The 24,631-nt window shown below is 72.5% G+C and carries 28 protein-coding genes; 12 read left to right on the top strand and 16 right to left on the bottom strand.

Annotated elements, in window-relative coordinates:
• Positions 1-42: 42 nt before the first annotated feature.
• A complete protein-coding gene (locus ISU07_RS04820; protein ID WP_194705553.1) occupies positions 43-960 on the top strand; it encodes a sulfotransferase domain-containing protein in 918 nt (305 codons plus the stop codon).
• A 174-nt stretch (positions 961-1,134) separates the two neighbouring features.
• Here the strand turns inward: ISU07_RS04820 and ISU07_RS04815 are convergent, their stop codons facing one another.
• From ISU07_RS04815 to ISU07_RS04790, 6 genes are all read right to left on the bottom strand, one after another.
• Positions 1,135-2,526 (bottom strand): C40 family peptidase, encoded by a 1,392-nt coding sequence (locus ISU07_RS04815; protein ID WP_194705552.1) that lies wholly within the window; start codon positions 2,524-2,526, stop codon positions 1,135-1,137.
• A gap of 349 nt (positions 2,527-2,875) precedes the next feature.
• Complete coding sequence (locus ISU07_RS04810; protein WP_194705551.1) at positions 2,876-3,922, bottom strand: phosphatase PAP2 family protein; 1,047 nt, start codon at positions 3,920-3,922, stop codon at positions 2,876-2,878.
• A 10-nt stretch (positions 3,923-3,932) separates the two neighbouring features.
• On the bottom strand, positions 3,933-4,931 hold the full coding sequence (locus ISU07_RS04805; protein WP_194705550.1) for an ABC transporter ATP-binding protein: 999 nt from the start codon (positions 4,929-4,931) through the stop codon (positions 3,933-3,935).
• The gene (locus ISU07_RS04800) at positions 4,931-6,571 is read right to left on the bottom strand and encodes an ABC transporter permease (protein WP_194705549.1); all 1,641 of its coding nucleotides are present in this window, start codon (positions 6,569-6,571) and stop codon (positions 4,931-4,933) included. The genes ISU07_RS04805 and ISU07_RS04800 overlap by 1 nt, the downstream gene beginning before the upstream one ends.
• Entirely contained in the window at positions 6,568-7,626 is a 1,059-nt protein-coding gene (locus tag ISU07_RS04795) for a thiamine ABC transporter substrate-binding protein (protein ID WP_194705548.1), read from the bottom strand. The genes ISU07_RS04800 and ISU07_RS04795 overlap by 4 nt, the downstream gene beginning before the upstream one ends.
• 240 nt (positions 7,627-7,866) lie before the next feature.
• Positions 7,867-9,063: a nuclear transport factor 2 family protein gene (locus tag ISU07_RS04790; RefSeq protein WP_194705547.1), complete on the bottom strand. Its 1,197-nt coding sequence runs from the start codon at positions 9,061-9,063 to the stop codon at positions 7,867-7,869.
• An 82-nt stretch (positions 9,064-9,145) separates the two neighbouring features.
• Here ISU07_RS04790 and ISU07_RS04785 point away from each other — a divergent pair, with 82 nt between their 5' ends.
• Together ISU07_RS04785 and ISU07_RS04780 are read left to right on the top strand one after the other, a co-directional pair.
• On the top strand, positions 9,146-10,006 hold the full coding sequence (locus tag ISU07_RS04785; protein ID WP_194705546.1) for a LysR family transcriptional regulator: 861 nt from the start codon (positions 9,146-9,148) through the stop codon (positions 10,004-10,006).
• A 30-nt stretch (positions 10,007-10,036) separates the two neighbouring features.
• Positions 10,037-10,756: a VOC family protein gene (locus ISU07_RS04780; protein ID WP_194705545.1), complete on the top strand. Its 720-nt coding sequence runs from the start codon at positions 10,037-10,039 to the stop codon at positions 10,754-10,756.
• Positions 10,757-10,801: 45 nt separating this feature from the next.
• Here ISU07_RS04780 and ISU07_RS24665 read toward each other — a convergent pair whose 3' ends face one another.
• The 5 genes from ISU07_RS24665 to ISU07_RS04755 form a co-directional block, all read right to left on the bottom strand.
• Positions 10,802-11,896 carry a glycosyltransferase gene (locus ISU07_RS24665; RefSeq protein WP_194705544.1) on the bottom strand — a complete coding sequence of 365 codons (1,095 nt, stop codon included), beginning with the start codon at positions 11,894-11,896 and terminating at the stop codon, positions 10,802-10,804.
• A gap of 68 nt (positions 11,897-11,964) precedes the next feature.
• Entirely contained in the window at positions 11,965-12,147 is a 183-nt protein-coding gene (locus ISU07_RS04770; RefSeq protein ID WP_194705543.1) for a hypothetical protein, read from the bottom strand.
• Between the two features lie 115 nt (positions 12,148-12,262).
• A complete protein-coding gene (locus ISU07_RS04765; protein WP_194705542.1) occupies positions 12,263-12,712 on the bottom strand; it encodes an iron chaperone in 450 nt (149 codons plus the stop codon).
• Positions 12,713-12,750: 38 nt separating this feature from the next.
• The gene (locus ISU07_RS04760; RefSeq protein ID WP_194705541.1) at positions 12,751-13,629 is read right to left on the bottom strand and encodes an RNA polymerase sigma-70 factor; all 879 of its coding nucleotides are present in this window, start codon (positions 13,627-13,629) and stop codon (positions 12,751-12,753) included.
• On the bottom strand, positions 13,626-13,841 hold the full coding sequence (locus ISU07_RS04755; protein WP_194705540.1) for a hypothetical protein: 216 nt from the start codon (positions 13,839-13,841) through the stop codon (positions 13,626-13,628). The genes ISU07_RS04760 and ISU07_RS04755 overlap by 4 nt, the downstream gene beginning before the upstream one ends.
• A gap of 106 nt (positions 13,842-13,947) precedes the next feature.
• Between ISU07_RS04755 and ISU07_RS04750 the strand changes: the two genes are divergently transcribed.
• From ISU07_RS04750 to ISU07_RS04740, 3 genes are all read left to right on the top strand, one after another.
• Positions 13,948-14,853 carry an alpha/beta hydrolase gene (locus ISU07_RS04750; RefSeq protein ID WP_194705539.1) on the top strand — a complete coding sequence of 302 codons (906 nt, stop codon included), beginning with the start codon at positions 13,948-13,950 and terminating at the stop codon, positions 14,851-14,853.
• Positions 14,850-15,299 (top strand): GNAT family N-acetyltransferase, encoded by a 450-nt coding sequence (locus ISU07_RS04745; protein WP_194705538.1) that lies wholly within the window; start codon positions 14,850-14,852, stop codon positions 15,297-15,299. Before ISU07_RS04750 ends, ISU07_RS04745 begins: the two co-directional genes overlap by 4 nt.
• 112 nt (positions 15,300-15,411) lie before the next feature.
• A complete protein-coding gene (locus tag ISU07_RS04740; protein ID WP_194705537.1) occupies positions 15,412-16,656 on the top strand; it encodes a vanadium-dependent haloperoxidase in 1,245 nt (414 codons plus the stop codon).
• 116 nt (positions 16,657-16,772) lie between these two features.
• On the opposite strand, the gene ISU07_RS04735 is transcribed toward ISU07_RS04740, so the two are convergent.
• Together ISU07_RS04735 and ISU07_RS04730 are read right to left on the bottom strand one after the other, a co-directional pair.
• A complete protein-coding gene (locus ISU07_RS04735) occupies positions 16,773-17,423 on the bottom strand; it encodes an HAD family hydrolase (protein WP_194705536.1) in 651 nt (216 codons plus the stop codon).
• Positions 17,424-17,464: 41 nt separating this feature from the next.
• Positions 17,465-18,310, bottom strand: a complete 846-nt coding sequence (locus tag ISU07_RS04730) for a phosphotransferase family protein (protein ID WP_194705535.1) — start codon at positions 18,308-18,310, stop codon at positions 17,465-17,467.
• A gap of 80 nt (positions 18,311-18,390) precedes the next feature.
• Between ISU07_RS04730 and ISU07_RS04725 the strand changes: the two genes are divergently transcribed.
• Complete coding sequence (locus ISU07_RS04725) at positions 18,391-18,762, top strand: YciI family protein (protein WP_194705534.1); 372 nt, start codon at positions 18,391-18,393, stop codon at positions 18,760-18,762.
• Positions 18,759-19,997 (top strand): RNA polymerase sigma factor, encoded by a 1,239-nt coding sequence (locus ISU07_RS04720; protein WP_323742432.1) that lies wholly within the window; start codon positions 18,759-18,761, stop codon positions 19,995-19,997. The genes ISU07_RS04725 and ISU07_RS04720 overlap by 4 nt, the downstream gene beginning before the upstream one ends.
• Here the strand turns inward: ISU07_RS04720 and ISU07_RS04715 are convergent.
• Positions 19,960-20,550, bottom strand: coding sequence for an NIPSNAP family protein (locus tag ISU07_RS04715; protein ID WP_194705533.1), 591 nt, complete (start codon positions 20,548-20,550; stop codon positions 19,960-19,962). The two genes, ISU07_RS04720 and ISU07_RS04715, sit on opposite strands and share 38 nt — an antisense overlap.
• Positions 20,551-20,565: 15 nt before the next feature.
• Here ISU07_RS04715 and ISU07_RS04710 point away from each other — a divergent pair, with 15 nt between their 5' ends.
• The 3 genes from ISU07_RS04710 to ISU07_RS04700 all read left to right on the top strand — a co-directional run bounded on the left by ISU07_RS04710 (position 20,566) and on the right by ISU07_RS04700 (position 22,299).
• Positions 20,566-21,024 (top strand): Rrf2 family transcriptional regulator, encoded by a 459-nt coding sequence (locus tag ISU07_RS04710; protein WP_194705532.1) that lies wholly within the window; start codon positions 20,566-20,568, stop codon positions 21,022-21,024.
• Positions 21,025-21,170: 146 nt separating this feature from the next.
• The gene (locus ISU07_RS04705) at positions 21,171-21,848 is read left to right on the top strand and encodes a VOC family protein (protein ID WP_194705531.1); all 678 of its coding nucleotides are present in this window, start codon (positions 21,171-21,173) and stop codon (positions 21,846-21,848) included.
• Between the two features lie 19 nt (positions 21,849-21,867).
• Positions 21,868-22,299, top strand: a complete 432-nt coding sequence (locus tag ISU07_RS04700; protein ID WP_194705530.1) for a hypothetical protein — start codon at positions 21,868-21,870, stop codon at positions 22,297-22,299.
• 6 nt (positions 22,300-22,305) lie between these two features.
• Here the strand turns inward: ISU07_RS04700 and ISU07_RS04695 are convergent, their stop codons facing one another.
• Positions 22,306-23,115 (bottom strand): alpha/beta fold hydrolase, encoded by an 810-nt coding sequence (locus tag ISU07_RS04695; RefSeq protein ID WP_194705529.1) that lies wholly within the window; start codon positions 23,113-23,115, stop codon positions 22,306-22,308.
• Between the two features lie 85 nt (positions 23,116-23,200).
• Between ISU07_RS04695 and ISU07_RS04690 the strand changes: the two genes are divergently transcribed.
• Positions 23,201-23,983 carry a PaaI family thioesterase gene (locus ISU07_RS04690; protein WP_194705528.1) on the top strand — a complete coding sequence of 261 codons (783 nt, stop codon included), beginning with the start codon at positions 23,201-23,203 and terminating at the stop codon, positions 23,981-23,983.
• Here the strand turns inward: ISU07_RS04690 and ISU07_RS04685 are convergent.
• On the bottom strand, positions 23,980-24,597 hold the full coding sequence (locus tag ISU07_RS04685; RefSeq protein ID WP_194705527.1) for a TetR/AcrR family transcriptional regulator: 618 nt from the start codon (positions 24,595-24,597) through the stop codon (positions 23,980-23,982). The genes ISU07_RS04690 and ISU07_RS04685 overlap by 4 nt on opposite strands.
• Positions 24,598-24,631: the final 34 nt, after the last annotated feature.

Below are 24,631 nucleotides of genomic sequence, written 5' to 3'. Positions count from 1 at the left end.
CGACACTTGGTAGATTCGCGCCCGACCGAACAGGTGAGGAACGTGTCGAGGGACTCCAGGCAGGGCGGCCGCGTCGACGCAGGCGTGCACGAGTGGCTGCCGTACAGCTTCTCGATCGTGGGAGCCCAGAAGAGCGGCACGTCGACCCTCTCCACGGCGCTCGACCGGCACCCGCAGGTGGCCCGCGCGCCGCGCAAGGAGCTCCAGTACTTCACCCGCGAGGACGTCGACTGGGAGCACCCGGACTACGCCGGCTACCGCGCCCCACGGCGCAAGCCGCAGCACCTGATCGCCGGCGACGCCACGCCGGCGTACCTCTTCTGGCCGCACGCCCTGGAGCGGATGCACCGCTACAACCCCGACATGCGGCTGATCGCGGTCTTCCGCGACCCGCTGGAGCGGTTGTTCTCGCACTGGACGATGCTGCGCGGGCGCTGGACGACGTCGCCGGACTGGCCGGAGTTCATCACCGAGTTCCGCCCGTCGACCACGCCGAGCGAGCTCCCCGACGTGCCGTCGCTGGCGTTCAAGCAGCGCTCCGGCGTCGCGCGCGGCTACTACGGCGAGCAGCTGACCCGCGGGCTGCAGGTCTTCCCGCGTGAGCAGTGGCTGTGGCTGGAGTTCCGGGCGATGCTCGCGGACTTCCCGACCGCCCTGGACCGGCTGACCGACTTCCTCGGCGTGGACCGGTACCACCGCCCGCCGGAGCCCGCCCGCGTGATGAGCGGCCCCGAGCGGGTCATCGGCACCGCCCCGACGGCGGCCGACGTGGCGTCACTGGCCCAGCTGTACGCCGCCGACCTGGCGTCCTTCCGCGCCACCTCCAAGCTCGACATCGACGCCTGGCCGACCGTGCGCATCCTCTCCGGCCGCATGTCGCCCACCGAGCTGGCCGAGCGGTTCGCCGCCCGGGTCGACGTGCGCCCCGGACCCGCGCCCGCTCATGCGAAAGCTGGTTGAATTTGCCCCTCCGCTCCGCTTCGGGGCGTGTCCGGCGCGCTGCAGCGTCACGCCTTTCCCTCGTCGGCGCGTCCGCCGGTCCTCGTTCGTCTGACGGTCGCCCGAGGGCGGCCACGCCTCCTCAGTCCAAGGCGTGACGGCGCGCCGGACGCTTCAAACCGGTCCCATCCGGAGTCACGGCCGGGCGAAGAAGTTGGGGCTGATCCACTCGTCGATGGGGGCTGTGCGGACGGTCTCGCCCGTCCTCGGGGCGTGGATCATCATCCCGCCGCCGAGGTACAGGGCGACGTGGTAGATCGAGTCCGGGTCGCTCGAGGAACCCCAGAAAAGCAGGTCGCCCGGCTGGAGCTGGTCCTCGGTGATGGGCGTGCTGGCGGTGTACTGACCCGCTGAGTAGTGCGGCAGCGCGATGCCGCCGGCCTGCCAGGCCTTCATGGTCAGGCCCGAGCAGTCCCACTTGTCCGGGCCGGAGGCGCCCCACTGGTACGGGTCGCCGATCTGGGCCTGCGCGAACGCGATCGCCGCGCCGGCCCCGCCCGCCGGCGCGGGGGGTGTCGTCGTGGGCGGGGCCGTCGGCGTTGGGGGGGCGCTCGCGGTAGGCGTGGGGGTGGGGGTCGGTGTGGCGCTCGTGGTCGCGGCGGGCGTTGGCGTGGCCTGGGTCGTCGGCGCCGACGTGGGAGCCGACGTCGGGACGCTCGTCGGCTGCTTGGTGGGCTGCTGGGTGGGCTGCACCGTCGGGGTCGGCGCGACCGTCGGCGTCGGGTCCGGCGTCGGGGTCGGGGTCGGCGTGGGCGTCGGCGTCGGCTCGGCCTGCTTCTCCAGCCACTCCTGACGCTGCTCGGCCAGGGCAACGCTGATGTCCTGGAGGCGGGCGAGCTCGGCGATGAGCGCGGTGCGCTCGGCCCCGACGGCGTGCGCCTCGGCGCCGGCCTGCCGCTGGGCGATCCGTGCAGCCGCCCGGGCCCTCCGGGTCTGGTCGGCCAGCGCGTCGGCGGCGGCTCGCGCGTCGGCCGCCTGCCGGCTGGCGACGCCGGCGAGCAGCGAGGCGACCGTGAAGTCGTCGTACACGAAACCGAGCGCGGCCTGGGCGTTGCGGTAGGACGCCGTCCGGTCCAGGACGGTCTCGATGCCGTCGGACTTCATGATCGAGGAGAGGGCGGTGAGCGAGGGGGCGCTCTCGTACGCCGAGGTGATGGTGTCGACGTACTGGTTGCGCATGTCCTCGAGCTGGGCCGCGGCGATCTGGTCGCTCGCGTCGGCGTCCCTGGCCTTGCTCCGGGCCTCGCGCAGGTGCCAGCGGGCGGCGTTGAACGCCTCCTCGGCCTGGGCGACGCGGATCTCGGTCTGGCGCAGGTGGTGCTGTGCGTCGATCAGCCGCCCCTGGACCGAGGCCACCTGGCCCGCCTTGTCGGTGGCCGCGTCGCGCGCGGCGCGGACGTCGGCGCGGGTGGGATGGCCGTCCGGCTCGCCGGCGACCGCGACCCACCCGGGCGTCCCGACCAGCCCGGCCGTCAGGGTCAGCGCGCACGCCACACCGGCTGCGTGCCGGCCGAACAACTGGCGCACGTCGGCGTACTCCTCAGCTCCTCGCCGGCGACTTCCCCGTCGTCGGCTCGCAAGCCCCGGTGGACTCACTGCACGTGTTGCGTTGGAAGTGCCTCGGGCGACTTCCCCATCGCCCGAGGCACTTCGGGAACGCTAGTGCGATTTCGTCACAGAGGGAACATTTTCCCCAAATTTCCCACCAGTTACCGGCGTGTCGCCTTGACGAACTACATGCTTGTCATTCACGGCGGGTGGCGCATGTAACGCGGTGTTATGCCCTCTTCCCACGCGTTACAACGCGTGGGAAGTGCCCCTAACACCGCGTTACAAGCGGCGGGGCCTGGGGAAAAACCCACCCCGGACGGAGAGCTCAGTCCTCGAGGACCGGTACGGCGGCGGAGTCGGCCGTGGGGTGGGAGGCCAGGCCGTGGCGCTCGAACTTCTGGCCGGAGGCGACGCCGCCGACGTAAAAGGCGACGAGGGCGATCATGATGCCGGCGACGTCGTCGGCGATGTAGTGCCAGCCGAAGTAGATGGTGGCGATGACCGTCAGGCAGAAGTTCACCCAGAAGACCAGGCGCAGGTACCGGTTGCGGACCGTGTACTGGACCATCATCGCGACGAGCAGGGTGATCGCGCAGTGCAGGCTGGCGAACCCGGCGACCGACTGGACCGCGCTCTCGACGCCGCTCCACACCACCCGCTGCCGGATGCCCACCAGCGACTCCATGAGCTGCGAGGTCGGGGTGTCGGGGAGGTCGGTGTAGATGAAGCTGTACTGAAGCCCGGGGCCGAGCGTCGGCAGCGCGTAGTACGACAGCGTGCCCAGACCCCAGGCGATGCTCTGGGAGGTCGCGAACCAGTAGCCGTAGGTGATGTTGCGCGACCAGATCAGCCACGCGGTCAGGGCCAGCGGGACCAGCGGCAGGAACCACAGGTACACGTAGCTGAGCACGTGCGCCGCGATCCCGGTGCCGAGCACGTGGTGCAGCACCAGCGCCGGCTCGTGGCCGAACATCAGCATCCGGTCGACGAGGTGCAGCGTGCGGTCGTACTTGGTCTCGCCCATCACGAAGGGCAGGTAGGACTTGAGGTTCCGGTACGACACGTAGGTGATGTAGAAGCAGACCAGCCCCATCACCACGAGCGTCCAGCGCTCGCGGGTCCAGTGCGTGCGCACGCGTCGCATGAAGGCCGCCGGCATGTCGACGGGCTTGAAGCGCGACTGCCACAGGGTCCGCGGGATCAGGTCGAGCCCGAACGCCGCGCCGACGAGCAGCGGCAGCCGCAGCCACGACGGGCCGAGGAAGCCCTCGGGGTCCACGAGACGCTTGTCGAGCGAGATCGCCGCGACGACGGCGAGCACGCCCATCACGACGGCGATGCCTACGAGCAAGGCGTAGGCACGGCGATACACGGCCGTCAGTCTAGGAGGCGGCCGGAGCCGACTCCCAGACGGCGAGGCGCCCGGGGTCGACGGCCAACCGCACCCGCTGTCCGACCCCCGGATGGCTGTCCAGCGGCGCGACGGCGTCCGCCTCGCCGACGCCGTCGGCGTCGACCACGAGGCGTACCTGCTCGGGCGTCGCCCGTGACGACACGACGGTCGCCGCGAGCGGACCGGAGGGGTCGAGGGACAGCGCGGAGCGGCGTACGGCGACCGCGGCGGCGGGCGGCCGGCCCGCGGCCGCCAGGACTGCTGCGGCGGCCGCAGCGCGGAACACCCGGGCGTACCCGAGGAACAGCGCGGTCTCCGGGTCCGCCGGCTCACGCCAGACGTCGGCGATCGGGCCCTCCTGCACGACCCGCCCGGCCCGCATGACCGCCATCCGGTCCGAGACGGTGAACGCCTCCTCGTGGTCGTGGGTCACCATCAGCGCGGTCGTGCCCGCCGTCCGCAGGATCGCGCGCAGGTCCACGGCCAGGCGCTCGCGCAGTCCGGTGTCGAGGGCCGACAGCGGCTCGTCGAGCAGCAGCAGCCGCGGCTCGGCGGCCAGGGCTCGAGCCAGCGCCACCCGCTGCCGCTCCCCGCCGGAGAGCGTGCCGGGCAGCCGGTCGCCGTACCCCGCCAGCCCGACGAGCTCGAGCAGCTCGCCGACGCGCTTCGCCGTGTCCGGCGCGCGCCGAAGCCGCGGCGCGTACCCCACGTTGCGGGCCACGGTCAGCTGCGGGAACAGCTGCCCGTCCTGGAAGAGCAGCGCGAAGCCGCGCCTGTGGGTCGGTACGCCGGCCAGGTCGGCGCCGTCCCAGCTCACCGATCCCCCGGACAGCGGCTCGAGCCCGGCGACGGCCCGCAGGATCGTGGACTTGCCGCACCCGGACGGACCCAGCACGGCGAGCACCTGGCCGTCCGGCAGCTCGAGGTCGACGTCGGTGACGGCCGGGACGCCGTCGTAGGCGACGGACACGTCTCGCAGCGACAGCATCAGGTGCTCCCGACCGGCACGTGCAGCCGCTCCACCGCCAGCATGACGGTGGCCGTGGTCGCGGCGAGCACGACCGAGGCGGCCAGCGCCATGCCGTAGTTCATCGGGCCAGGGTGGCCGATCAGACCGAAGATGACGACGGGCAGGGTCGGGTGCTCGTCACGGGCGAGGAACGACGTCGCGCCGAACTCCCCGAGCGACACGGCGAACGCGAAGCCGGCCGACGCCAGGAGGGGCCGACCGACCACCGGCAGGTCGACGGTCAGGGCCGCGCGGAACGGGGACGCGCCCAGCGTGGCGGCGGCCTGGCGCAGCCGGTCGTCGACGCTGCCGAGCACGGGGACCAGGGTGCGCACGACGAGCGGAAGGGCCACCAGGGCCTGGGCGATCGGCACGAGCAGCGGCGAGTCGCGCAGGTCGAGCGGCGGCCGGTCGAGGGTGATGAGGAACCCGAAGCCCAGCGTCACCGCCGACACCCCGAGCGGCAGCATGAAGAGGCCGTCGAGCACCGTCCGCACCCGCCGCTCGGACCGGGAGCGCGACCGCCGGGTGGCCACGACCGCGACCGTGAGGCCGAGCAGCAGGGACATCCAGGTCGCGTCGACGGCGGTCCGCAGCGAGGTCATCAGCGCGTCCGTGACGGGGACGAGCAGGGCATGCTGCTGGCCGGAAGATTGGCCGGTCGTCTCGAGAGCGCGGTAGTTGGCCAGGCTCCACGCACCGTCGGTGCGCAGCGATCCGGCGACCAGGGCGGCGATCGGGCCGAGCACGAGCAGCGCGAGGACCGAGGTCGCGACCAGGGCGGGTACGTCGCCGCGGGCCAGCCGGCGCGGCCGCGCGACCACGCGGGCCAGCGACGGGTCCGCCGTACGCCGGGCACGTGCGGCCGCGAGCAGCAGGCCGACCACGACGACCAGCTGCAGCACCGAGAGCGCTGCCGCTGCCTGGAGGTCGAGGAGGTTGGTGGTGAGCAGGTAGATCTCGGTCTCGACCGAGCTGTAGCGCAACCCGCCGAGGGTGAGCACGACGCCGAAGGCCGTGGCGCAGAAGAGGAACACGACGCTGGCAGCACTCACGACGGCCGGCCGCAGGGCGGGCAGCGTGACCGTGCGGAGCACCTGGAACGGCGTCGCGCCCAGGGCGGCGGCCGCCTCGGCCGGTCGCGGGTCCAGCGACTCCCACGCGCCGCCGACCACCCGGATCACGACGGAGGCGTTGAAGAACACCAGGCCGGCGATGATCGCGGCCGGCGTGCCGTCCAGGCCCAGGAAGCCGAGCGGCCCGCTGGCCGTCAGCAGCTGCCGGAAGGAGACGCCGACCACGACCGTCGGCAGCACGAACGGCGCCAGCAGGGCGGCCCTGAGGACGCTGCCGCCCCGGATCCGCCGCCGGTAGAGCACGTGCGCGGCCGGCAGCCCGAGCGCCAGGGAGAACAGGGTGCCGAGGGCCGCGCTCCAGAGCGTGAACCACAGGACGCGGTGCACGCGCGGCCGGGTGAGCACGTCCAGCACGCCGCCGGGGTCGAACGACCCGTCGGTCCAGAAGCCCCGCGACACCATGCCCGTCACCGGCAGGACGAAGAAGACGCCGAGGATCGCCAGCGGTACGAGAGCGACCAGCAGCAGTCTGATGACTCTCATCGGGAGGTGACGTCGCTCCAGGTCGTCAGCCACTCGTCGCGGTGGGCGGCGATGTCCGCGGGGTCCAGCGCGTACGGGTCTTCGGGCTGCACGGCGTACGACGCCCACTCCGCCGGCAGCGTCGTCTCGGTGTCGACGGGGAAGACGTACATGCTCTCCGGCAGCGCCGCCTGGACCTGCGGCGACAGCAGCCAGTCGACGACGGCCTCGGCGCCCTTCGGGTTGTCGGCGCCGGTGAGCACCCCGGCGTACTCCACCTGCCGGAAGCAGGTGTCCAGCAGCGCCTTGGTCGTGCTGTGGTCGCCGTCGATGGTGAACGCCGGCGACGAGTCGTAGGACAGCACGATCGGCCGGTCTCCCCCGCCGCCGCCCTGGGTGAAGTCGACCTCGTAGGCGTCCGACCAGCCGGCGGTGAGCTTGGCACCGTTGTCCATCAGCTTCGTCCAGTAGTCGGGCCAGCCGTCGCCGTACTTCGCGATCGTCGCGAGCAGGAACGCCAGACCGGTGGAGCTCGAGGCCGCGCCGGGAAGGACGAAGAGGTCCCGGTACGCCGGGTCGACGAGGTCGTCGAGCGTCTGCGGTGCCCGCTTCCCCTTGAAGTACTGCGTGTCGATGTTCACGCACACGTTGCCGTTGTCGATCGGCGTCAGCCGGTGGTCGTCGTCGCCGGGCAGGACATAGGTGTCCGCGCCGGGCGGGAGGTCGGCGGCGTACGGCGCGAACACGTCGGCGTCCAGGGCGCGCGACGCGAACGTGTTGTCGACGCCGAAGGCCACGTCGCCCTGCGGGTTGCCCTGGCTCAGCACGAGCTTGTTGGTGAGCGTGCCGGCGTCGCCGCTCGCCCGGACGACCAGGTGGTACCCGGTGTCCTGGTCGAACTGCTTCATCAGCTTCTTCGGCAGCACGAACGACTCGTGGGTGACCAGGACGACGTCGCCGCCTCCCGCCGTGCCCGAACCGCTGCCGCTGTCGTCCTCACCCGTCAACGAGCAGGCGCTGAGCGGGAGCAGGGCGGCCAGCGCGGCGGCGTACAGACGGGCATTCGTGTGCCTCATGGGTGACTCCCTTCGCCGGTGCTAACCGGAGCAGGTTCGAGGGTCTGCGGCTGTCCGCACTCTCAGCCCGCGGCCGCCACGGCTTCGTGGCGACGACGTGCTCCCCTGTCTGGGTGGTGTTCTCCTCGCAGTCTAGGACCCCGGCCCGGATGCCCTGCGCCGAGGACCGACCCGCCTGCCGGGGTAGTCCGGTGCGTTTGGGTCGTGAAACGCCCACAGGCACGACCCATTCACACCGGACTATCCCGACGTACGCCGCTCGTAGGCCTTGTTGGCGATCCGCCAGTGACCGGATGAGGGGTCGCGGAGGAGGACGAAGACGTCGGTGAAGTCGACCTCGCCGTGGTGGAGGGTCATGACGGCGGTGGCGACGGACCCGCGGACGTCGAGGCGCTCGACGCGGCGGGTGCGGGTCGGTTCGTCGGGGGCGGGTCCGGTGAACAGGGCGGCGAAGGTGTCGAGGTCCATGGAGGCGAAGGCACCGTCGCGGTACCCCTCGACGTGGGCGGTGGGGAGGAAGGCGTCGGGGAGGTACGCCGGGTCGCCGGTCGCGTGCGTCAGGGCGTAGGCGTGCAGGGGCTCCAGCACGTCGGGGTCGGCGACCACCTCGGGTGAGACGTCGAGGTGCGCGTCGGCCAGCCAGGACAGGTCCGGTGCCGCAGCGCCGACCACGGAGAGGTCGTCGTCCGGTCCGACCGACCCGTCGGCCAGCAGCACCGACAGCGCGGCCGAGGCCTCCGGCACCGTGTCGCTCGCCGCTGCCAGCAGGGCCAGGTCCTTGGCCAGGGCGCCCGCGGCGAAGGTCGCCTCCGGCCTGGACCCCGAGCCGTCGAGCACGGCGCGACGACCGTCGACGAAACGGCCCAGCAGGCTGCGGCCGACCACGTCGAGGACCGCCGGCCGGGGCAGGCCGAGGGCCTCGCCCCGGGCCAGGGACCGGCGCAGCGAGGCCACCGAGTCGCCGAGCACGCCGTTGGCGACCAGCTTGAGCGCGGCCGCCTCCGCCGACGAGCCGAAGACCAGCGTCTCCCCCAGCACCGACAGCACGGACTCGACCTCGGCCGTCGGCTCGGATCCCGCGAGGACCGTCAGGCGACCGCCGTCGACAGCGGGGGTCGAGCCCATGACCGGCGCCTGCACGTACCTCGCCCCGGTCGCGGTGACCAGCTCCTCCAACGACGCGGCCTCGTCGGGCGAGCACGTCGTGGTGTTCACGACGCTGACACCGGGTGTCAGTGCGGGCAGGCACGCCGTCAGTACGTCGTGGCAGGCTGGCCCGTCGTACAGCGCGAGCACCACCACCTCGGCGCCGTCCACCGCGTCGGCCGGTGACCCGCCGGCACGGCGCGTCCAGCTGCGGACGTCGTGGGCGGAGGAGAGGCGCGAGGCGATGGCGGTGCCCATGCGGCCGAGGCCGAGGACGGTCACGGAGGTCATGACCTCAAGCCTGCGGTCGGCCGACACATGCGACAAGCGCAAGTCGCGCATGTCTGCGACAACGATCCGTCATGATGTCCGCGTGCCGCTCACCCCGTGGAACGCCTTCGTGGAGGTCTGCCGGACCGGTTCGCTGAGGGCGGCCGCGGAGGCGACCGGCTTCACCCAGCCCGGCCTCTCGCGGCAGGTGGCGGCGCTCGAGCGCGAGGTCGGCGTCCGCCTGCTCGACCGCGGACCGCGCGGCGTCACGCCGACCGCGGCCGGCGCCGCCCTGCTCCCCCACGCCCGTCTGGTCGTGAACGAGGCCCGGCGCGGGCGCGAGTCGGCGCGCACGGCGACCGACCGGCCCGCGACGCTCGTGCTGGGCGCCGTACCCTCCGCCACCGCCTCTGTCGTCCCTCGAGCCATCGGTCGTCTCCGCGAGGCGGGCGGTCCCGAGGTCACCGTCGTCTCCCGCCTCACGCCCGAGCTCAGCCCGATGGTGCTCAGCCGCGAGCTCGACGCGGCGGTCGTGACCGACGCGCCGCCCGGCCTGCCGCGCGACGAGGGGCTGAGGGCGACGCACCTGTACGACGACGAGGTGGTCGTGATCGCCGAGCCCGGTCACCGGCTGGCGCGCGGACGCCGGATCGACCTGAAGCGGCTGGCCGGCGAGACCTGGATCGAGGACAACGTGGGGTCGGAGGTGATGCTGCGCCAGCTGGCCGCGCGCGCCGGCTTCGAGCCGCAGGTCTCCTCGACGGCCGACGACCTGCTCGCCAAGACCGGGATGGTGGCGGCGGGCCTCGGCGTCGCGATCGTTCCCGCCATGCTGCTGCCTGCGCTGCGCAGCGACCTGGCCGTGCTGCGCGTCCGGCAGCCCGTGCTCCGCGGGATCTACCTGCTCGCCCGGACCGATCGGTCCGACCTGGCCCCGGTCGTGGACGCGCTGTCGGCGGCCTGAGACAGGATGTCCGGGACGAAAGGGGCAGGCATGGTGGGCAAGCTGAAGACGATCGTGTGGGACGCGCCGGACCTCCGGGCGCTGTCCGATTTCTACGTCGGCGTGGCGGGGATGACCCAGCGCTACGCCGACGACGAGTGGGTGACGCTGACCTCGGCCGACGGCTGGCGGTTCGGCATCCAGCACGCGCCCGACCTCGTGCCGCCGCAGTGGCCGGACCCGGCTCACCCGCAGCAGATGCACGTCGACTTCCAGGTGGCCGACATCGAGGCCGCCGCCGCGCACGCCGAGAGCCTCGGCGCCCGCCGGCTGGCCGGCAACGACCACTGGATCACGTTGGCCGACCCGGCCGGCCACCCGTTCGACCTGTGCAAGGCCGACGGCGACACCGAGGGCACCAAGGTCTTCGCCGTGACCATCGACACCGACGACGCGCCCGCGCTCGGCACCTTCTACTCCGGGCTCCTCGGCCTCGACGTGACCTACGACGGCCCCGAGGGCGTCCTCATCGGCCAGGAGGGCGAGCAGGTGATGTTCCAGCAGGTCGCCGAGCTCCGCCGGCCACGCTGGCCCGACCCGGCGTACCCCCAGCAGCTCCACCTCGACGTCACCGTCAGCACCGACGCCGACGAGGCCGAGCGCGCCGCGATCGACCTCGGGGCCACCCGACTGCCGGGTGAGGGCGAGAACTGGCGGGTGTACGCCGACCCCCACGGCCACCCGTTCTGCCTGCTGACCGACGTCACGTGATCGGCCCTCGCCGGTCTCGCGTCACAGTGGAACCTGAGGGAGTGGTCAGCCCCCCACACGACCGAGGACGTCGTCGACGACCTGCGCCGGCGATGGCATCGCGGTGATCTCATCGCGCATGGCGCGCACCCTCGCACGCAGTGACTCCTCCTCCAGCAGGCTGCCGACGGCCAGCTCCACGTCCCCGACGTGCGCATCGTTGGCCACGGCGTGCCCGAGACCCAGCTCGACCAACCGTGCAGCGTTGAGGAACTGGTCGGCACCCTGGGGCGTGAGGACCTGGGGAACTCCGGCGGCCAGGCACCCGAGGGTCGTACCGGTGCCGCCGTGGTGGACCGCCACGTCGACGTGCTGCAGGACCCTTGCCTGGTCGACGTAGCGCTCGAGGTGCACGTTCGCCGGCAGGTCGCCGAGCGCGTCGAGGTTCGCCTCAGGTCCTGCGGCCACGACGACCCCGGCACACCGGGCGGCGGTCTCCAAGACGGAGCGACGGAGGACCTGAACCGCACCGAACGCCACGGTCCCCAGCGTGACGTACGCCTTCGGGCCGACGCTCGGGTCGGTCAGCCACGCCGGGAGGTCGGCGGACGGCTCGGACCAGGCCACCGAGCGGATGGGCACCAGGTCGATGCCGGTCGCGTCACCCGCGCTCCACGTCGAAGGGCGCGGGTCGATCATCGTTGCGAAGCGAACGCCCGTGTCGCGCTGGAGCATTCCGACGAAACCCTTGGGGGAGGACAAGGAGATGTGGAATACCACCGCCCGCACGCCTGCCTCGGCCGCGGCGAGGGCTGCACCGATGTTGGACCCTTCGTGGATGACGATGTCGGGAAGGCCGTGACGTTGCCACTCCGCGAGCAGGCGCGGAGCGATGTAACGGGGCATGACCACACCGAACATCGCGCGAGGGAACGCGAACGGGTCATCAGGGTCCCGGATCTCGGCGCGCGCCTCGGCCTCTGCATCGCTGAGCGTCAACCCCTGCGGCACTCCCGAGAGGACCGGAACGGGAAGCCGTCCGACGAACTCGCTGCCGGCCACGAACAGGACCTCGTGACCCGCGCTGGCCGCGGCGACGGCCAGCGGCACCATCGGCAGGACGTGGCCGTGTCCAGGAATGGCCGACAAGCAGACCTTCACGACACGAGTGTGCTCCATCCTGCGGTGGACGGCGCGGGCACGGACCTGCGTCCAGCTTGAGGTCACCGTCAAGCGGCGAGGGCGACGACTCCCCGGCCCTCGCCCACGCCGACCGCCGTGCCCGGCATGTCGGTCCGGGCGCAGTCGCAGGTCTCGCTGCACGCGAGGAAGGTGTGCGCCGCGTGGCCGCAGCGGAGGCACGGGAGGTCGTGCGAGAGATGTGTCGAGCTGGTCTGGATGGTGTCCCACATGGCGCTGCCTCCTGACTGGTGTTCGGTGCTGCGGTGACACCCAGATTGACCGAGAAGACATGCAGAACTCATCGGGGACGGACCCTGGGCCGACCCGGAACCTTCCCCCTGAAGGTCAGCCGACGGCCTTCCGCACCAGCGCGCTGATGGCGTCCGCCTCGGTGACGTCGGTGATCGCGTAGACGGTCGGCCAGAGGGTGCCGTCGTCGAGCTGCGCGACGTCCTCGAAGCCGAGCTGGGCGTAGCGCGTCTTGAACTTCGAGGCCGCCTTGAAGTAGCACAGGACCTTGCCGTCCTTGAAGTACGCCGGCATCCCGTACCACGTCTTGAGGGCGAGCTCCGGCGCCGCCTCGGTGACGAGGACGTGCACCTTCTCCGCCAGGGCGCGGTCGGCGGGCTCCAGCGCGGCGATGGCGTCGAGCATCGCCTGTGCTTCAGCGGCGGCCTTGTCCGCGCCCCGTCCGCGGCCGGCGCGCACCTCGTCGGCCCGCGCCTGCATGGCGGCGCGCTCCTCGGCGGTGAAGGCGGTGGTGGACTTCTTCTGGGACTGCTTCGTGGTGGTCATGTCTGGTTGACGAAGCGCGCGGACGAGTTGTGACAGACCTAGCGTGTCAGTGTCACCGCCTCGTCGAGCCGGGTGAGCTTGGCCGGGTTGCGGACGGCGTACATGCCGGCAACCAGCCCGTCCTCGATGAGCACCGTCAGCAGCGTGTCGACGGCCCCGTCGATGACGAACGCCAGGCCCGGGCGGCCGTTGACCATCGTGCGGTGGACGGCGTCAATCGGGCCGCCCTTGGTCGCGGCACCCTCCAGGAAGCGCAGCGCCTTGTCGCGGCCGAGGATCGGGCGCAGGGCCGCCTGCTTCACCCCGCCACCGTCGGTCATCAGCACGACGTCCGGGGCCAGGACGTCCATCAGGGCCTGGATGTCACCGTGCTCGACGGCCCAGGCGAACCGGTCGAGGATCGCCTCCCGCTGGCGGCTGCTCACCTGCTCGCGCGGCTGGCGGGCCTCGACGTGGTTGCGGGCGCGGTGGGCGATCTGACGTACCGCGGCCGGGGACTTGTCCACGGCGTCCGCGATCTCGTCGTACCCGACGTCGAAGACCTCCCGCAGCACGAACACGGCGCGCTCGGTCGGCGTCAGCGTCTCCAGCACGACCAGCATCGCGGTCGAGACGCTGTCGGCCAGCTCGACGTCGTCGGCGACGTCGGGCGTGGTCAGCAGCGGCTCGGGCAGCCACGGCCCGACGTACGTCTCCCGCTGCCGGGCCAGCGTGCGCAGCCGGTTGAGCGAGAGCCGGGTCGTGATGCGCACGAGGTAGGCGCGCTCGTCACGCACCTCGTCGTGGTCGACCCCGGCCCAACGCAGCCACGTCTCCTGGAGCACGTCCTCGGCGTCGGCGGCCGAGCCGAGCATCTCGTAGGCGACCGTGAACAGCAGGTTGCGATGCGTCACGAACGCGTCGGTTCCCGAGCTCATGAGCCCGACCGTACGGTGCCGGCAGAGCGGAGACCCGCCGCGGAGTTGAACCGGGCGCGCTCGTTCTCCTTCATGACCTTCTGGTTGCGCCAGAGGACGCAGGCGTTGTCGGGTACCTCGCCCCAGGTGCGGCGGGCGTACGCCGAGAGGATGCGGCCGTAGAGACCCGTGATGGTGGCCTTCGGGATCCGGAACGTGCTGGTGGTCGTCATGGCATCAAGACACCGGGCACCGCTCAGTTGTGACACGTGGTCTCGAGGCTCGGCCGTGAACGGCCTCACACCTCGACCACCGAGGAGCAGCCCTAGGCTGCGCACCATGCCCTCCCGCCTGCACGCGGTGTACGCACGCGTCGTGCCCCGGATGCGGAAGGCCGGCGAGATGCAGGGCGACGAGCCGGCCGAGCGGGCACGGGTCGAGGCCTGGCACGCCACGCTCGACCGGACCCTGCCTACGGGCGCGGTGCGGCGTTTCGACAAGCGGTTCGCGGTGGTGACCGAGGACGTGGCCGGCTTCCCGGCCTACGTCATCACGCCACGTCGCGCGGCCCCGACGCGCACGCTCTTCTACCTGCACGGCGGCGGGTTCATGGCGCCGATCAGTGCGTGGCAGGTGCGGTACGCCGCCCTGCTGGCCGACGCGGTCGACGCACGCGTCGTGCTGCCCGACTACCCGTTGGCCCCCGAGCACTCGTGGCGCGACAGCTTCGAGCCGGTCGCGGCGCTGGCCGCCCGCTGGGCGGGCGAGCCCGGCGGCACCGTGCTCGCCGGCGACTCCAGCGGTGGTGGTTACGCACTCGCGCTCGCGCTGGCGCTGCGGGACCGCGGCGGGGCGCAGCCGACGCACCTGGTGCTGCACGCGCCGTGGGTGGACCTGACGACGAGCACCCCGGAGACCGACGCCTACGACGAGGTCGACCCCTGGTTGTTCAAGGGCAAGATGCGCACCTACGCCCAGTGGTGGGCCGGCACGCCCGAGGACCTCGGCCGCCCCGAGGTCAGCCCCGGCCTGGGCGACCTCTCGGGCCTGCCGCCCGCCCTCATGTTCTACGGCACCCGAGATCTGCTGGCGCCAGGCTGCCGGCTGCTGCGGCGCCGAGCGGCGGAGGCGGGCTGGGACCTGACCGCGGTCGAGGAGCGCGGCCTGATCCACGTCTACCCGCTCCTCCCGTACCTGCCCGAGGCCAGGAAGGCGTTCGCCCGGACCGTGGAGTTCGTGCGATGACCGTGCGGGTGCTGGCGTTCGACGACCTCGACCCACGGACGGCGTACGACGTGTGGCGACTGCGTCAGCAGGTGTTCGTCGTCGAGCAGCACTCGCCGTACCCCGACCTCGACGGCCGCGACCGCGAGCCGGCCACCCGGCACCTGCTGCTGGAGCGGGACGGCGAGCTGGTCGGGTACGCGCGGGTGCTCGACGACGGCGACTGGGCGCGGATCGGCCGCGTGCTCGTGGCCCGGCACGCACGCGGGCAGGGTCTCGCCGACGAGCTGGTGCGCACGGCGCTGGAGCTGACCGGCGACCGCGAGGTACGGCTCGACGCGCAGACCGGGCTGGGCGACTGGTACGCGTCGTACGGGTTCGTCCCCACCGGCCCGGCGTTCGACGACGCAGGGGTCATGCACATCCCGATGGCGAGGAGCGCGTCGAGAGATTCGCCTGAAGGCTAATACCGAACCGACACCTCACGCCTCTATCCAGGGAAAGACGGAACCCTCGCCCCGTCTGGCGGGTCGTCCTGTCGAGACATCCACTCACTCTTCACACCCTGGGGGACCCACCATGATGCTCACCCGTCGTTCGGTCACGGTCGGCTCTGCGGCCCTGGCCACCTCCGCCGTCGTCCTCGGACCCGAGGCCCTCGCTGCTCCGCGGCGCCTGCGCAGGACGTCGGCCGAGAGCGGCCAGACCGTGCTCGACTGGGAGCGGATCGCCTTCCGCACCCTCTACACCGACACCCCGGTCACGCCCATCCCGGTGGGTGTGCCGATCCTCGGCTTCGTCTCGAACGCGATGCACCACGCGGCCCAGCGCTCGGCCCACCTGGGCAGCAGCTCGGAGTCGGCTGCCGTGGCGCAGGCCGCGCATGACGTGCTCGTCCACTACTACCCGGCGTTCGCGAGCAAGCTCGACGCGGATCTGGTGACGACGTTCGGCGTGATCGGCGCCGGCCACGAGCGCACCAAGGGTGCCCGGATCGGCGCCGACGCCGGGCGGGACATGGTCGAGAGCCGTCGCGGGGACGGCTACCTGGACACGACGATCCACTACGGGAAGACCGCTGGTGCTGGCGTCTGGACCCCGAACCCGCCCAACACCGACATGCTCGCCGCCTGGCTCGGCTCCGTGCGGCCTCTCTACGTCGAGCCGGTCCCGGTCAGCGGACCGTTCAGCCTCGGGTCGTCGGCGTGGGCGGCCGACTACGAGGAGGCACTGCTGTACGGCGGCGGCGGCGCGACCCCGACCCAGCGGTCGCAGACCCAGACCGACACGGCCGTGTTCTTCGACTCGAACTCCGCGACCATGGTCGGCGACGCCCTCGTGCGCTATCTGGAGTCGCACCCGATCGGGATCCTCGGGACCGCCCGGCTGTTCGCGATGATCCACGGTGCCATGACCGACGCGCTGATCAACTGCTGGATGCTCAAGCGCGACGTCGGCTTCTGGCGTCCGTTCCAGGCGATCTCCGGCGCGTACGACGACACCAACGGCGCGACCACGCCCCAGCCGGGGTGGACGCCCCTGCGCACCATGCCGAACTACTCCGACTACGTCAGCGGACACGGCTGCCTGACCGGGCCGGCCGTCCAGGTGATCCGGCGGACCCTCGGGGAGACGGCGCAGCTCGAGCTGCGCTCGGTCAACTTCCCGAACAACCCGCGCACCTATGCCCGGCTGACGGACCTGGAGTTCGACGCCTTCCACGCGCGCATCTGGGGTGGGTTCCACTTCCGCAAGGCGATGACCGATGCCTACGACATCGCTCACCGAACGGCTGACGCGGTGATGGCGGCCTTCGGCGAGTAGGCGCGCACGTCGTCGTCGGCAGCGCGGCCCCGCGCGACCAGCCCCTGGTCCAGGGCGGCCAGGCGCCGGCGTCCGCCCAGTACCACGCGAGTCGGGCGAGACGTTCCGGTCCAGGCTCACCCGGAGAGTTCGGGTGCCTTCAGCAGCTCGCGCGGGTCCTCGTACACCGCCGTCGCGCCGTTGGCGAGCAGCTCGGCGTCGTCGAAGCCGCCGGTGCGGACCGCCAGGCAGGGCAGGCCGGCGGCGCGGGCGGCCTGCGTGTCCCAGACCGAGTCGCCGATGACCACCGCCTCGGTGCCGCCGACCTGCTCCACCGCCGCCTGGAACAGGTCCGGGGCGGGCTTGCTGCGCACGGTCGGTGATCCCCAGACGATCCGGTGCACGAGTCCCGGGCCGCCGTCGACCAGCTCCAGCAGCCGCGAGGTCAGCCCGGGCTCGCCCGAGCTCGCCACCACCACGTGGAGCTCGCGCTCGCGCAGCAGCACCAGCAGCTCGGCCGAGCCGTCCGTCGCGGTGATGTCGGGGAGCAACCGCTCGAAGTGCTCGGTCTGCCGGCGACGTATCTCGTCACCGACACCGTGCTCGACCGCGTCGCCGGCGAGGTGGGCGACCACCCGGTCGCCGCCCATCCCGATCGCGCGGTGGATGCGGTGGCTGGGCACCTCGACGCCGACCTCGCGGAAAGCGGCCTTCCACGCCAGGGTGCGGGCGTACACGCTGTCGACGAGCGTGCCGTCCACGTCGAGCACCACGGTGTCCAGAGCCACGCCCCCCACTCTCCCCCCGCACGCAACCGGTCTCATCACCCTCAGGGGCGTGTTCGCAGGCCCTCCAGGGCCCAGGCCAGGCGCGTACGGGCCAGCTCGGTCGCCCGGGGCTGCAGCGCGGCCAGCTGGAAGGTCCACGCCGTCAGCGGCACCAGGCCCAGCGTGGACACCTCGGCGAGCAGCGCCTCGTCGACCGGCCCGTAGGCCGTGCGGAACGCGTCGTCCTCGGGCCGCCGGCCGCGGTGCCGTGCGGCGTTCTCGTTGCAGGCGACGTCCAGCTCGCGAGGCGCGCGGCAGAGCAGCTCGAAGTCCGACCACAGCGGACCCTCGGGCGTGCGGAGCACGTTGCCGAGCCAGGAGTCTCCGTGCACGGGCTGGAGAGGTACGTCGAGGACCTCTACCCGCTCCTCGGCCCTGGCCAGCATCTCCGCGAGGTCAGCGGCCTCGGCGCCGGTCACGTCCAGGGTCGGCACGATCCGGCGTACCTCGTCGAGGCGGACGAAGTGCGGCAGGTCGGGCAGGTCGCGGTCGGTGAGCACGTCGTGCACGTCGCGCAGGGCGTGCCCGGCCGCGGCGCCGTCGACCGGTCGGTCGGGGTCGTGGTCGACGTACCGCCACAGCGTCAGCTCGTGGCCGTCCGACTCGAAGGGGCCGGGGTCGTCGTACGGCGCGGCGACCGCGGCCCCGGCCTCGGCGAGGTACGCGGTGACCTCGACCTCGCGCCGTACCGTCGACGCCTCCCGCTGGCCCGCAGGCCAGATCCGGGCCACCACCGGCGAGGGGGCGAGGTGCACGACCAGCGATCGGGTCTCGCGCAGCACCACCGTCCCGCTCGCATCGAGGCCCAGCCGGTCGGCGACGTCGAGGGCGGCGGCGAGCGGGTCCACGCAGCCATCCTGAGTTCTGCGCGGCAGGATGTCGAAGCACCCACGGTCGGTTCGACGCATCGGCGAGAGAAGGAGATGAGATGCGCTACATGGTGATGCTGTCGATGCGGTCCGACGTGGGCCCGCCACCGCCGGACCTGGTGGCGGCGATGGATGTGGCGATGGGCGAGGCGTTCGCGAGCGGGCTGATGATCGACGCCGGCGGGCTGATGGACGACCAGCAGACGACGTTCACGCTGCGGGCCGGTGCGCTGGCGCGGACCGACGGACCGTACGCCGAGGCCAAGGAGGTCGTCGGCGGGTACGCCGTGCTCGACGTCCGCTCGCACGAGGAGGCCGTGGAGGGCGCGCGCCGGATGATGCAGGTGCACCTCGACCACTGGCCCGGCTGGGAGGGCTCGGCCGACGTCCGCCGGATCGCCGGTCCGGAGGAGGGCCCGCCCACCCGGTGACTTCTCCCGAGGACGCCGTCGTCGCGGTCTGGCAGCTGGAGTCGCCCCGGATCGTCTCCGGGCTGCTCCGGATCACCCGCGACCTCCAGCTGGCCGAGGACCTCGCCCAGGACGCGCTCGTCGCGGCCCTGGAGGCGTGGCCGCGCGACGGCGTACCCGCCAACCCCGGCGCCTGGCTGATGACGGTCGCCAAGCGCCGGGCCATCGACACGTTCCGCCGCGCCGAGCGGCACCGCGCCGAGGTGAACCGCCTCGGGCACGAGATGACGGAGGAGTCCGTGGGCGAGCTCGTCGACCAGGTCGACCACGTCGAGGACGACGTGCTGCGGCTGATGTTCCTGACGTGCCACCCCGCGCTGACGGCGGAGTCGCGCGCCGCCCTGACGCTGCGCCTGGTCGGCGGGTTGACGGTCGAGGAGATCGCGCGCGGCTTCCAGGTGAAGGACACCGCGGTCGGGCAGCGGATCTCGCGGGCGAAGAAGACGCTGGCGGAGTCGGGAGCCTCGCTCGAGATGCCGATCGGTGCCGAGCGCGCCTCTCGCCTCGACGACGTGATGGCCGTGGTCTACCTGGTCTTCAACGAGGGGTACGCCGCCACGTCGGGCGACTCCTGGATGCGCACCGACCTCTGTCTCGAGGCCCTCCGGCTGGCCCGCATGCTGGCGGCGCTCGCGCCGTCCGACGCCGAGGTGCACGGGCTCCAGGCCCTGCTGGAGCTCCAGGCGTCGCGGTTCCACGCGCGCACGTCTTCCTCCGGTGAGCCGGTCCTGCTGGAGGACCAGGACCGTGCGCGCTGGGACCACCTGCTGATCCGTCGCGGGCTGGCGGCGCTCGCGCGAGCCGAGTCGTCGGGGCAGCCGGTCGGCGTCTACACCGTGCAGGCGGCGATCGCCGCCTGCCATGCCCGGGCTCGCCGCGCGGCGGACACGGACTGGGTGCGGATCGCGTCGTTGTACGACCTGCTGTCCTCGGTGGGCGACAACCCGGCCGTCGAGGTGAACCGGGCGGTGGCGCACGGCCGGGCGTTCGGGCCGTCGGCGGGGCTCGCGGTGCTGGACGCCGTCGAGTCGTCGTCGTACGCCTGGCACGCCGTACGCGGTGACCTGCTGGCTCGCGCCGGCCGGGGTTCGGAGGCCGCGGACTCGTTCCGCCTCGCGGCCTCGCTCACCCGCAACGAGGCCGAGCGGGTCCTGCTGCTCAGGCGTGCTGCGACCTCGGAGTCGGGCGGAGCCTGAGGGTCTGGGTCGCCTGGCCGGGGACCGGTTCGCCCGCCGCCGTCAGGGCGACGAACGCGTGGTCCGGCCGGACGGGCAGGGCGGGGAAGGTGTTCTCGGCGGGCAAGGTCCGCCAGGCCGCCGCGCCCGGCGGCAGGGCCTGGGTCAGCAGGTCGCAGGTGCCGCGTCCCGGCTCGTGGATCCAGACCGTCACGTGGACGTCCCCGTCGCCGGCGGGGGTGCCCCGGCGCGGTGGGTCCGTCGGGCGGAGGAGGAGCACGTCGTCGCTGTCGACCATGGTCGCGTTGGCGGCCGGGCCGTGCGTCCTCCAGGCCTCGCTGGCGAAGTAGAACGCCTGGAGCGCGTCCCTCCGCTCCTCCATCGACGCGAAGCCGCGCATCCAGACGAACCGGTCCGGGTCGTCGAGGTCGCGGAAGAGGCCGCCGATGCTCGTCCCGAGCGCTTCCTGGCTCTCGATGAAGTGCGCCTCGAAGATCTCGACCAGCGTGTCACGCGCGCCGGGCTTCAACGTGTACTGGCGCAGCTCCACCACCGGCAAATCCGTAATCGACATTGTTACACTCTAGCCGTGTCCGCGAACTCCCGCCTGACGACCGCGATCCACGCCCTCTGCTGGCTGGAGCTGGCGGCGCGACGGGGGTACCCGTCGCTCACCTCGGAGCACGTCGCCGCCAGCCTGGCCAGCAACCCGGCCCTGGTACGGAAGGCCCTCGGGCCGTTGCGCGACGCCGGTCTCGTCGTCTCCGGCCGCGGTCCGGGGGCCGGCTGGTCGCTGGCCCGGCCGGCCTCCGCGATCCGGCTGGACGAGGTGTACGCCGCCCTCGGCGACGCCGAGGCGCCGTTCGCCCTCCACCCCCACGAGCCCAACCTGGAGTGCCCCGTCGGCTTCGGCATCCGCCCCGTCCTCGCCGACCTCTACGCCGACGCCGACGCCGCCCTGCGCCGCACCCTCGCCCGCCGTACCGTCGCCGACGTCCTCGACGAGCTCCTCACCACCCACCCGCTTCCCGACGCTGTTTCGGGATAGTCCGGTGTGAATGGGTCGTGATCTGGGCAGTTTCGGAACCCATTCACACCGGACTACCCCAACGACGCCGCGGGCGTGCTCCTGCTTGGACGTCATGCCCGATCCGACCACGCGGGGTGTCCGGACTCATCGGTACCGTCGCGCCCATGGCCCGATTCCGCTGCGTCTGCATCGACACCGCCAACCCCGCGAGCGACCTCGCGACGTTCTGGGCGGCGGTGAGCGGCGGGACCGTGAGAGCGGCCGAGAGCGGCGGGCCGGCGGACGTGATCGGCCGGGCCGAGCACGAGAACCTCCTGGTCGTCCCGGTGCCCGAGCCCAAGACCGTGAAGAACCGCGTGCACCTGGACGTCTACACGCAGTCGGTCGACGACCTGACCGCGCTCGGCGCCCTCGTGGACCTGCCCGCGGAGGAGAGCGGGTTCAGCTGGACCACGATGCGCGACCCGGAGGGCAACGAGTTCTGCGCGTTCGTGCGCGACACGCTTCCGCAGTGGCGGGTGCACGGCATCGTCGTGGACAGCGCCGACCCGGAGCGGGTCGCCACGTGGTGGGCCGAGGCGCTCCGCGCGGAGCTCTCCGACAACGCCGAGCACGGCGGCGGCTGGTGGACGCTCCTCCACGCCACCCCCGACGACGTCCTCACCATGGACTTCGTGCCGGTCCCCGAGCCGAAGACCGTCAAGAACCGCGTCCACTGTGACCTGTACGGCGACCCCGCCGAGCTCCTGGGCCGCGGCGCCACCCACCTCTGGGACCGGCCGGGCTGGACCACGCTGGCCGACCCCGAGGGCAACGAGTTCTGCGTGCTGCCCGAGGCGTGACCCGACGTACCTTGACCCCATGAGCCCTGACGTACCCGCCCCGGAACACACCCGCCCCGACGGCGTCGACGACCTGACGGTCGAGGCGCTCGGCAAGCTGTCGGAGGCGCTCGAGGTCGTCGAGAACGCCCGCGGCTACCTCTACGCCTTCCACCGGCTCACCGGCATGGCCGACCTCGCGCTCGGCGAGGCGGTCGACCAGCTCCGCGAGGCCGGTCACGACTCACTCGCCGGCGAGATCCAGTCGAGGCTGATCGGCCGCAACGTGATCGAGGGACGCTGGACGTTCCAGGTCGTCGAGGAGTACGACGACGGGTACTACCGGCTCTTCAAGGAGCTGGAGGCCAAGGCCCGCGACCAGCTGGTGCTCGGGCGGCGGCACATCTTCGAGGCGGAGATGAAGGAGGACCGGCGCACCAAGGGCAACCCGGACCACACGGCGCGGCCGTGAAGGGGGCTACTTCTCCAGGAAGCCGAGCAACGCCTGGTTGAACTCGCGCGGGTGCGAGCCGTTGATGGCGTGCGGGCCGTCCTCGATGACCACCAGCTCGCTGCCCTCGATGGCCGCGTGGGTGCGCCTGCCCGAACCGTCCAGCGGCACGATGGCGTCGGCGTCGCCGTGGATCACCAGCGTCGGCACGGTGACCGCCGCGACGTCGTTGCGGAAGTCGGTGCCCCAGGCGTCCATGCACGCGAGGGCGGCCTCCCGGTCCGACTGCTGGGCGATCGCGAGTGCCTCCTGACGCTTCTCCTCGGCGACCTTCAGCTCGCCGTTGGCCGAGAAGAGGTTGGTCGTGAACTCCTCGAAGAACCCGTCGCGGTCCCTCTCCAGACCCTCGCGCAGCTCCGCGGCCGACTCCTCGTCGAGCGCACCGTCGGGGTTGCCGTCCGACTGCACCAGGGCCGGCAGGATGGCCGCCGCGAAGACCACGCTGCGCAGCTTGTCCTCGCCGTGCCGCGTGACGTACCTGGCCACCTCGCCGCCGCCCATCGAGAACCCGACCAGCGTGACGTCGTCGAGCTCGAGGTCGTCGATGACGTTCGCGAGGTCGTCGGTCAGCGCGTCGTAGTCGTAGGAGTCGCCAGGGTCGGACTTGCCGAAGCCGCGCCGGTCGTAGGCCACGACGCGGTACCCGGCGTCGGCCAGGGCCTCGGTCTGTGGCGACCACGATACGTGGCTCAGCGGCCAGCCGTGGATGAGCACGACGGGGCGTCCGTCGCCGCCGCTGTCGAAGACGGACAGGGTGTTGGTGTGCTCATCGGCCATGGCGCGGACGCTAGCCAGGCGCAGCGGCGGACCAGTACGCCCGAGCGGGTGGGTGGGCCGAGCGGCTGAGCACTACCCTGCGGCCGTGAGCACCACGCCCGAGAGACGGGTCGTCCTCCCGGTCGTGCACACCGGCCCCGAGGCACTGCTGCGGATGGGCGAGCTCAGCGTCGAGGGAGAGGTCTTCCGCGGCTCGATGCCGGTGGGACCGTGGCTCGCGGTCGAGCGACGTACGCCGGCGGGAGCCCTGGCCGTGCTGGTCGACGACCTGCTGGGGTACGCGATCACCGCGGACCTGCCCAGCGGCCGCTGGTCGGTGAGCACGGAGATCACCCTCGACGTGCTGCGGACGCTGCCCACGACCGGCCGGCTGCTCGCCGACGGCAAGCTGGTGGCCAGCGACGCCCAGGGCGGGTTCGCGAGCGGCACGGTGCGCGACGAGTCCGGGAAGCGGCTCGCCGTGTGCACCCAGCGTGGCCGGTTCGTCCGCGCTCCCAAGGGGCTCGTCGAGGAGGGCGCCTGGGGAGGTCCTCCGCGTCCCGGCGACCTGGAGCGGCTGCTGTCGCTGCGCGACGGCGTCACCATGCCGACCACCGACGTGCTCGCCAACGAGGGGGACAACCTGCACGGCGGCATCTCGATGTTCGCCGCCGACATCGTCGCCGGCGCGCTGGCGCCGGGGCTGGTCACGTCCTCGATCCACATCGTCTACACGAGGGCCATCCCGATCGGCGTCCCGGTGACGTGGCGGGCCGCCGTACGGCACCCGGGCCGCTCGCTCGCCGTCGTCGACGTGGACGGCGTGGTCGACGACCAGGTGTGCACGACGGCCCGGGTCGTGCTGCACCCACCAGCCCCTGCCGGCTAGCCGGACCTGCCCCGTCGCAGGTCCCCACGGGACGGACCCTCGCCCTCGAGGGCAGGTACGCCGGCGCGCAGGCCGGCCAGCAGGATCTCGAGCTGCCGGTGCGCGAGCTCGCTGTCGAGCGCCGGGTCCACGCCGCCGGGGAGGGGCCGGGACAGCCGGACGAGCAGGGTGCCGACGTCGCCGAAGCTGACCTCCTTGCCCAACGTGCCGTCGTCGTGCGCCGCGGTCACCAGCGCCTGGACCGCCCGCGCCGACGTCTCGCGCGGCTCGTCCAGCGCCGGGTCGGCACCGCGAGCCACGGCCATCGGCATGATCGCGGCGACCCGGGCGTCGAGCATCCGCCGCAGGTACGTCGCGAGCCGGTCGAGGCCGTCGTACGCCTCGTCCTCGTCGGCCAGCGCCTCCTCGGCGGCGTCCCGCGACTGAGCCAGGGCCTCGAGCAGCACCGCGCGCACGAGTCCGTCGCGGTCGCCGAAACGCCGGTACAGCGTGCCGATCCCGACGCCTGCGCGGCGGGCCACGTCCTCCAGGGGCGCGTCGAGCCCGCGCTCGAGGAAGACGTCGCGCGCGGCGCGGAGCACCTGCTCGTGGTTGCGACGAGCGTCGGCGCGCATGGGACGAGTCTAGCCAGACATTCGGAGGAAGATC

Source organism: Nocardioides islandensis, assembly GCF_015352455.1.
Taxonomy (GTDB): domain Bacteria; phylum Actinomycetota; class Actinomycetes; order Propionibacteriales; family Nocardioidaceae; genus Nocardioides; species Nocardioides islandensis.
This window is presented reverse-complemented; position numbering and strand designations above follow the sequence as displayed.

What these genes read in the sequence shown, in the direction of transcription:
- ISU07_RS04805 (WP_194705550.1), bottom strand. Translation starts at nt 4,931, where the DNA reads ATGCTGTCGCTGCGAGACGTGTCCGTCGCCTACGACGGCGTCCCGGCC.
- ISU07_RS04800 (WP_194705549.1), bottom strand. Translation starts at nt 6,571, where the DNA reads ATGAGAGTCATCAGACTGCTGCTGGTCGCTCTCGTACCGCTGGCGATC.
- ISU07_RS04795 (WP_194705548.1), bottom strand. Translation starts at nt 7,626, where the DNA reads ATGAGGCACACGAATGCCCGTCTGTACGCCGCCGCGCTGGCCGCCCTG.
- ISU07_RS04790 (WP_194705547.1), bottom strand. Translation starts at nt 9,063, where the DNA reads ATGACCTCCGTGACCGTCCTCGGCCTCGGCCGCATGGGCACCGCCATC.
- ISU07_RS04780 (WP_194705545.1), top strand. Translation starts at nt 10,037, where the DNA reads ATGGTGGGCAAGCTGAAGACGATCGTGTGGGACGCGCCGGACCTCCGG.
- ISU07_RS04770 (WP_194705543.1), bottom strand. Translation starts at nt 12,147, where the DNA reads ATGTGGGACACCATCCAGACCAGCTCGACACATCTCTCGCACGACCTC.
- ISU07_RS04765 (WP_194705542.1), bottom strand. Translation starts at nt 12,712, where the DNA reads ATGACCACCACGAAGCAGTCCCAGAAGAAGTCCACCACCGCCTTCACC.
- ISU07_RS04760 (WP_194705541.1), bottom strand. Translation starts at nt 13,629, where the DNA reads ATGAGCTCGGGAACCGACGCGTTCGTGACGCATCGCAACCTGCTGTTC.
- ISU07_RS04755 (WP_194705540.1), bottom strand. Translation starts at nt 13,841, where the DNA reads ATGACGACCACCAGCACGTTCCGGATCCCGAAGGCCACCATCACGGGT.
- ISU07_RS04750 (WP_194705539.1), top strand. Translation starts at nt 13,948, where the DNA reads ATGCCCTCCCGCCTGCACGCGGTGTACGCACGCGTCGTGCCCCGGATG.
- ISU07_RS04745 (WP_194705538.1), top strand. Translation starts at nt 14,850, where the DNA reads ATGACCGTGCGGGTGCTGGCGTTCGACGACCTCGACCCACGGACGGCG.
- ISU07_RS04740 (WP_194705537.1), top strand. Translation starts at nt 15,412, where the DNA reads ATGATGCTCACCCGTCGTTCGGTCACGGTCGGCTCTGCGGCCCTGGCC.
- ISU07_RS04725 (WP_194705534.1), top strand. Translation starts at nt 18,391, where the DNA reads ATGCGCTACATGGTGATGCTGTCGATGCGGTCCGACGTGGGCCCGCCA.
- ISU07_RS04715 (WP_194705533.1), bottom strand. Translation starts at nt 20,550, where the DNA reads ATGTCGATTACGGATTTGCCGGTGGTGGAGCTGCGCCAGTACACGTTG.
- ISU07_RS04705 (WP_194705531.1), top strand. Translation starts at nt 21,171, where the DNA reads ATGGCCCGATTCCGCTGCGTCTGCATCGACACCGCCAACCCCGCGAGC.
- ISU07_RS04700 (WP_194705530.1), top strand. Translation starts at nt 21,868, where the DNA reads ATGAGCCCTGACGTACCCGCCCCGGAACACACCCGCCCCGACGGCGTC.
- ISU07_RS04695 (WP_194705529.1), bottom strand. Translation starts at nt 23,115, where the DNA reads ATGGCCGATGAGCACACCAACACCCTGTCCGTCTTCGACAGCGGCGGC.
- ISU07_RS04685 (WP_194705527.1), bottom strand. Translation starts at nt 24,597, where the DNA reads ATGCGCGCCGACGCTCGTCGCAACCACGAGCAGGTGCTCCGCGCCGCG.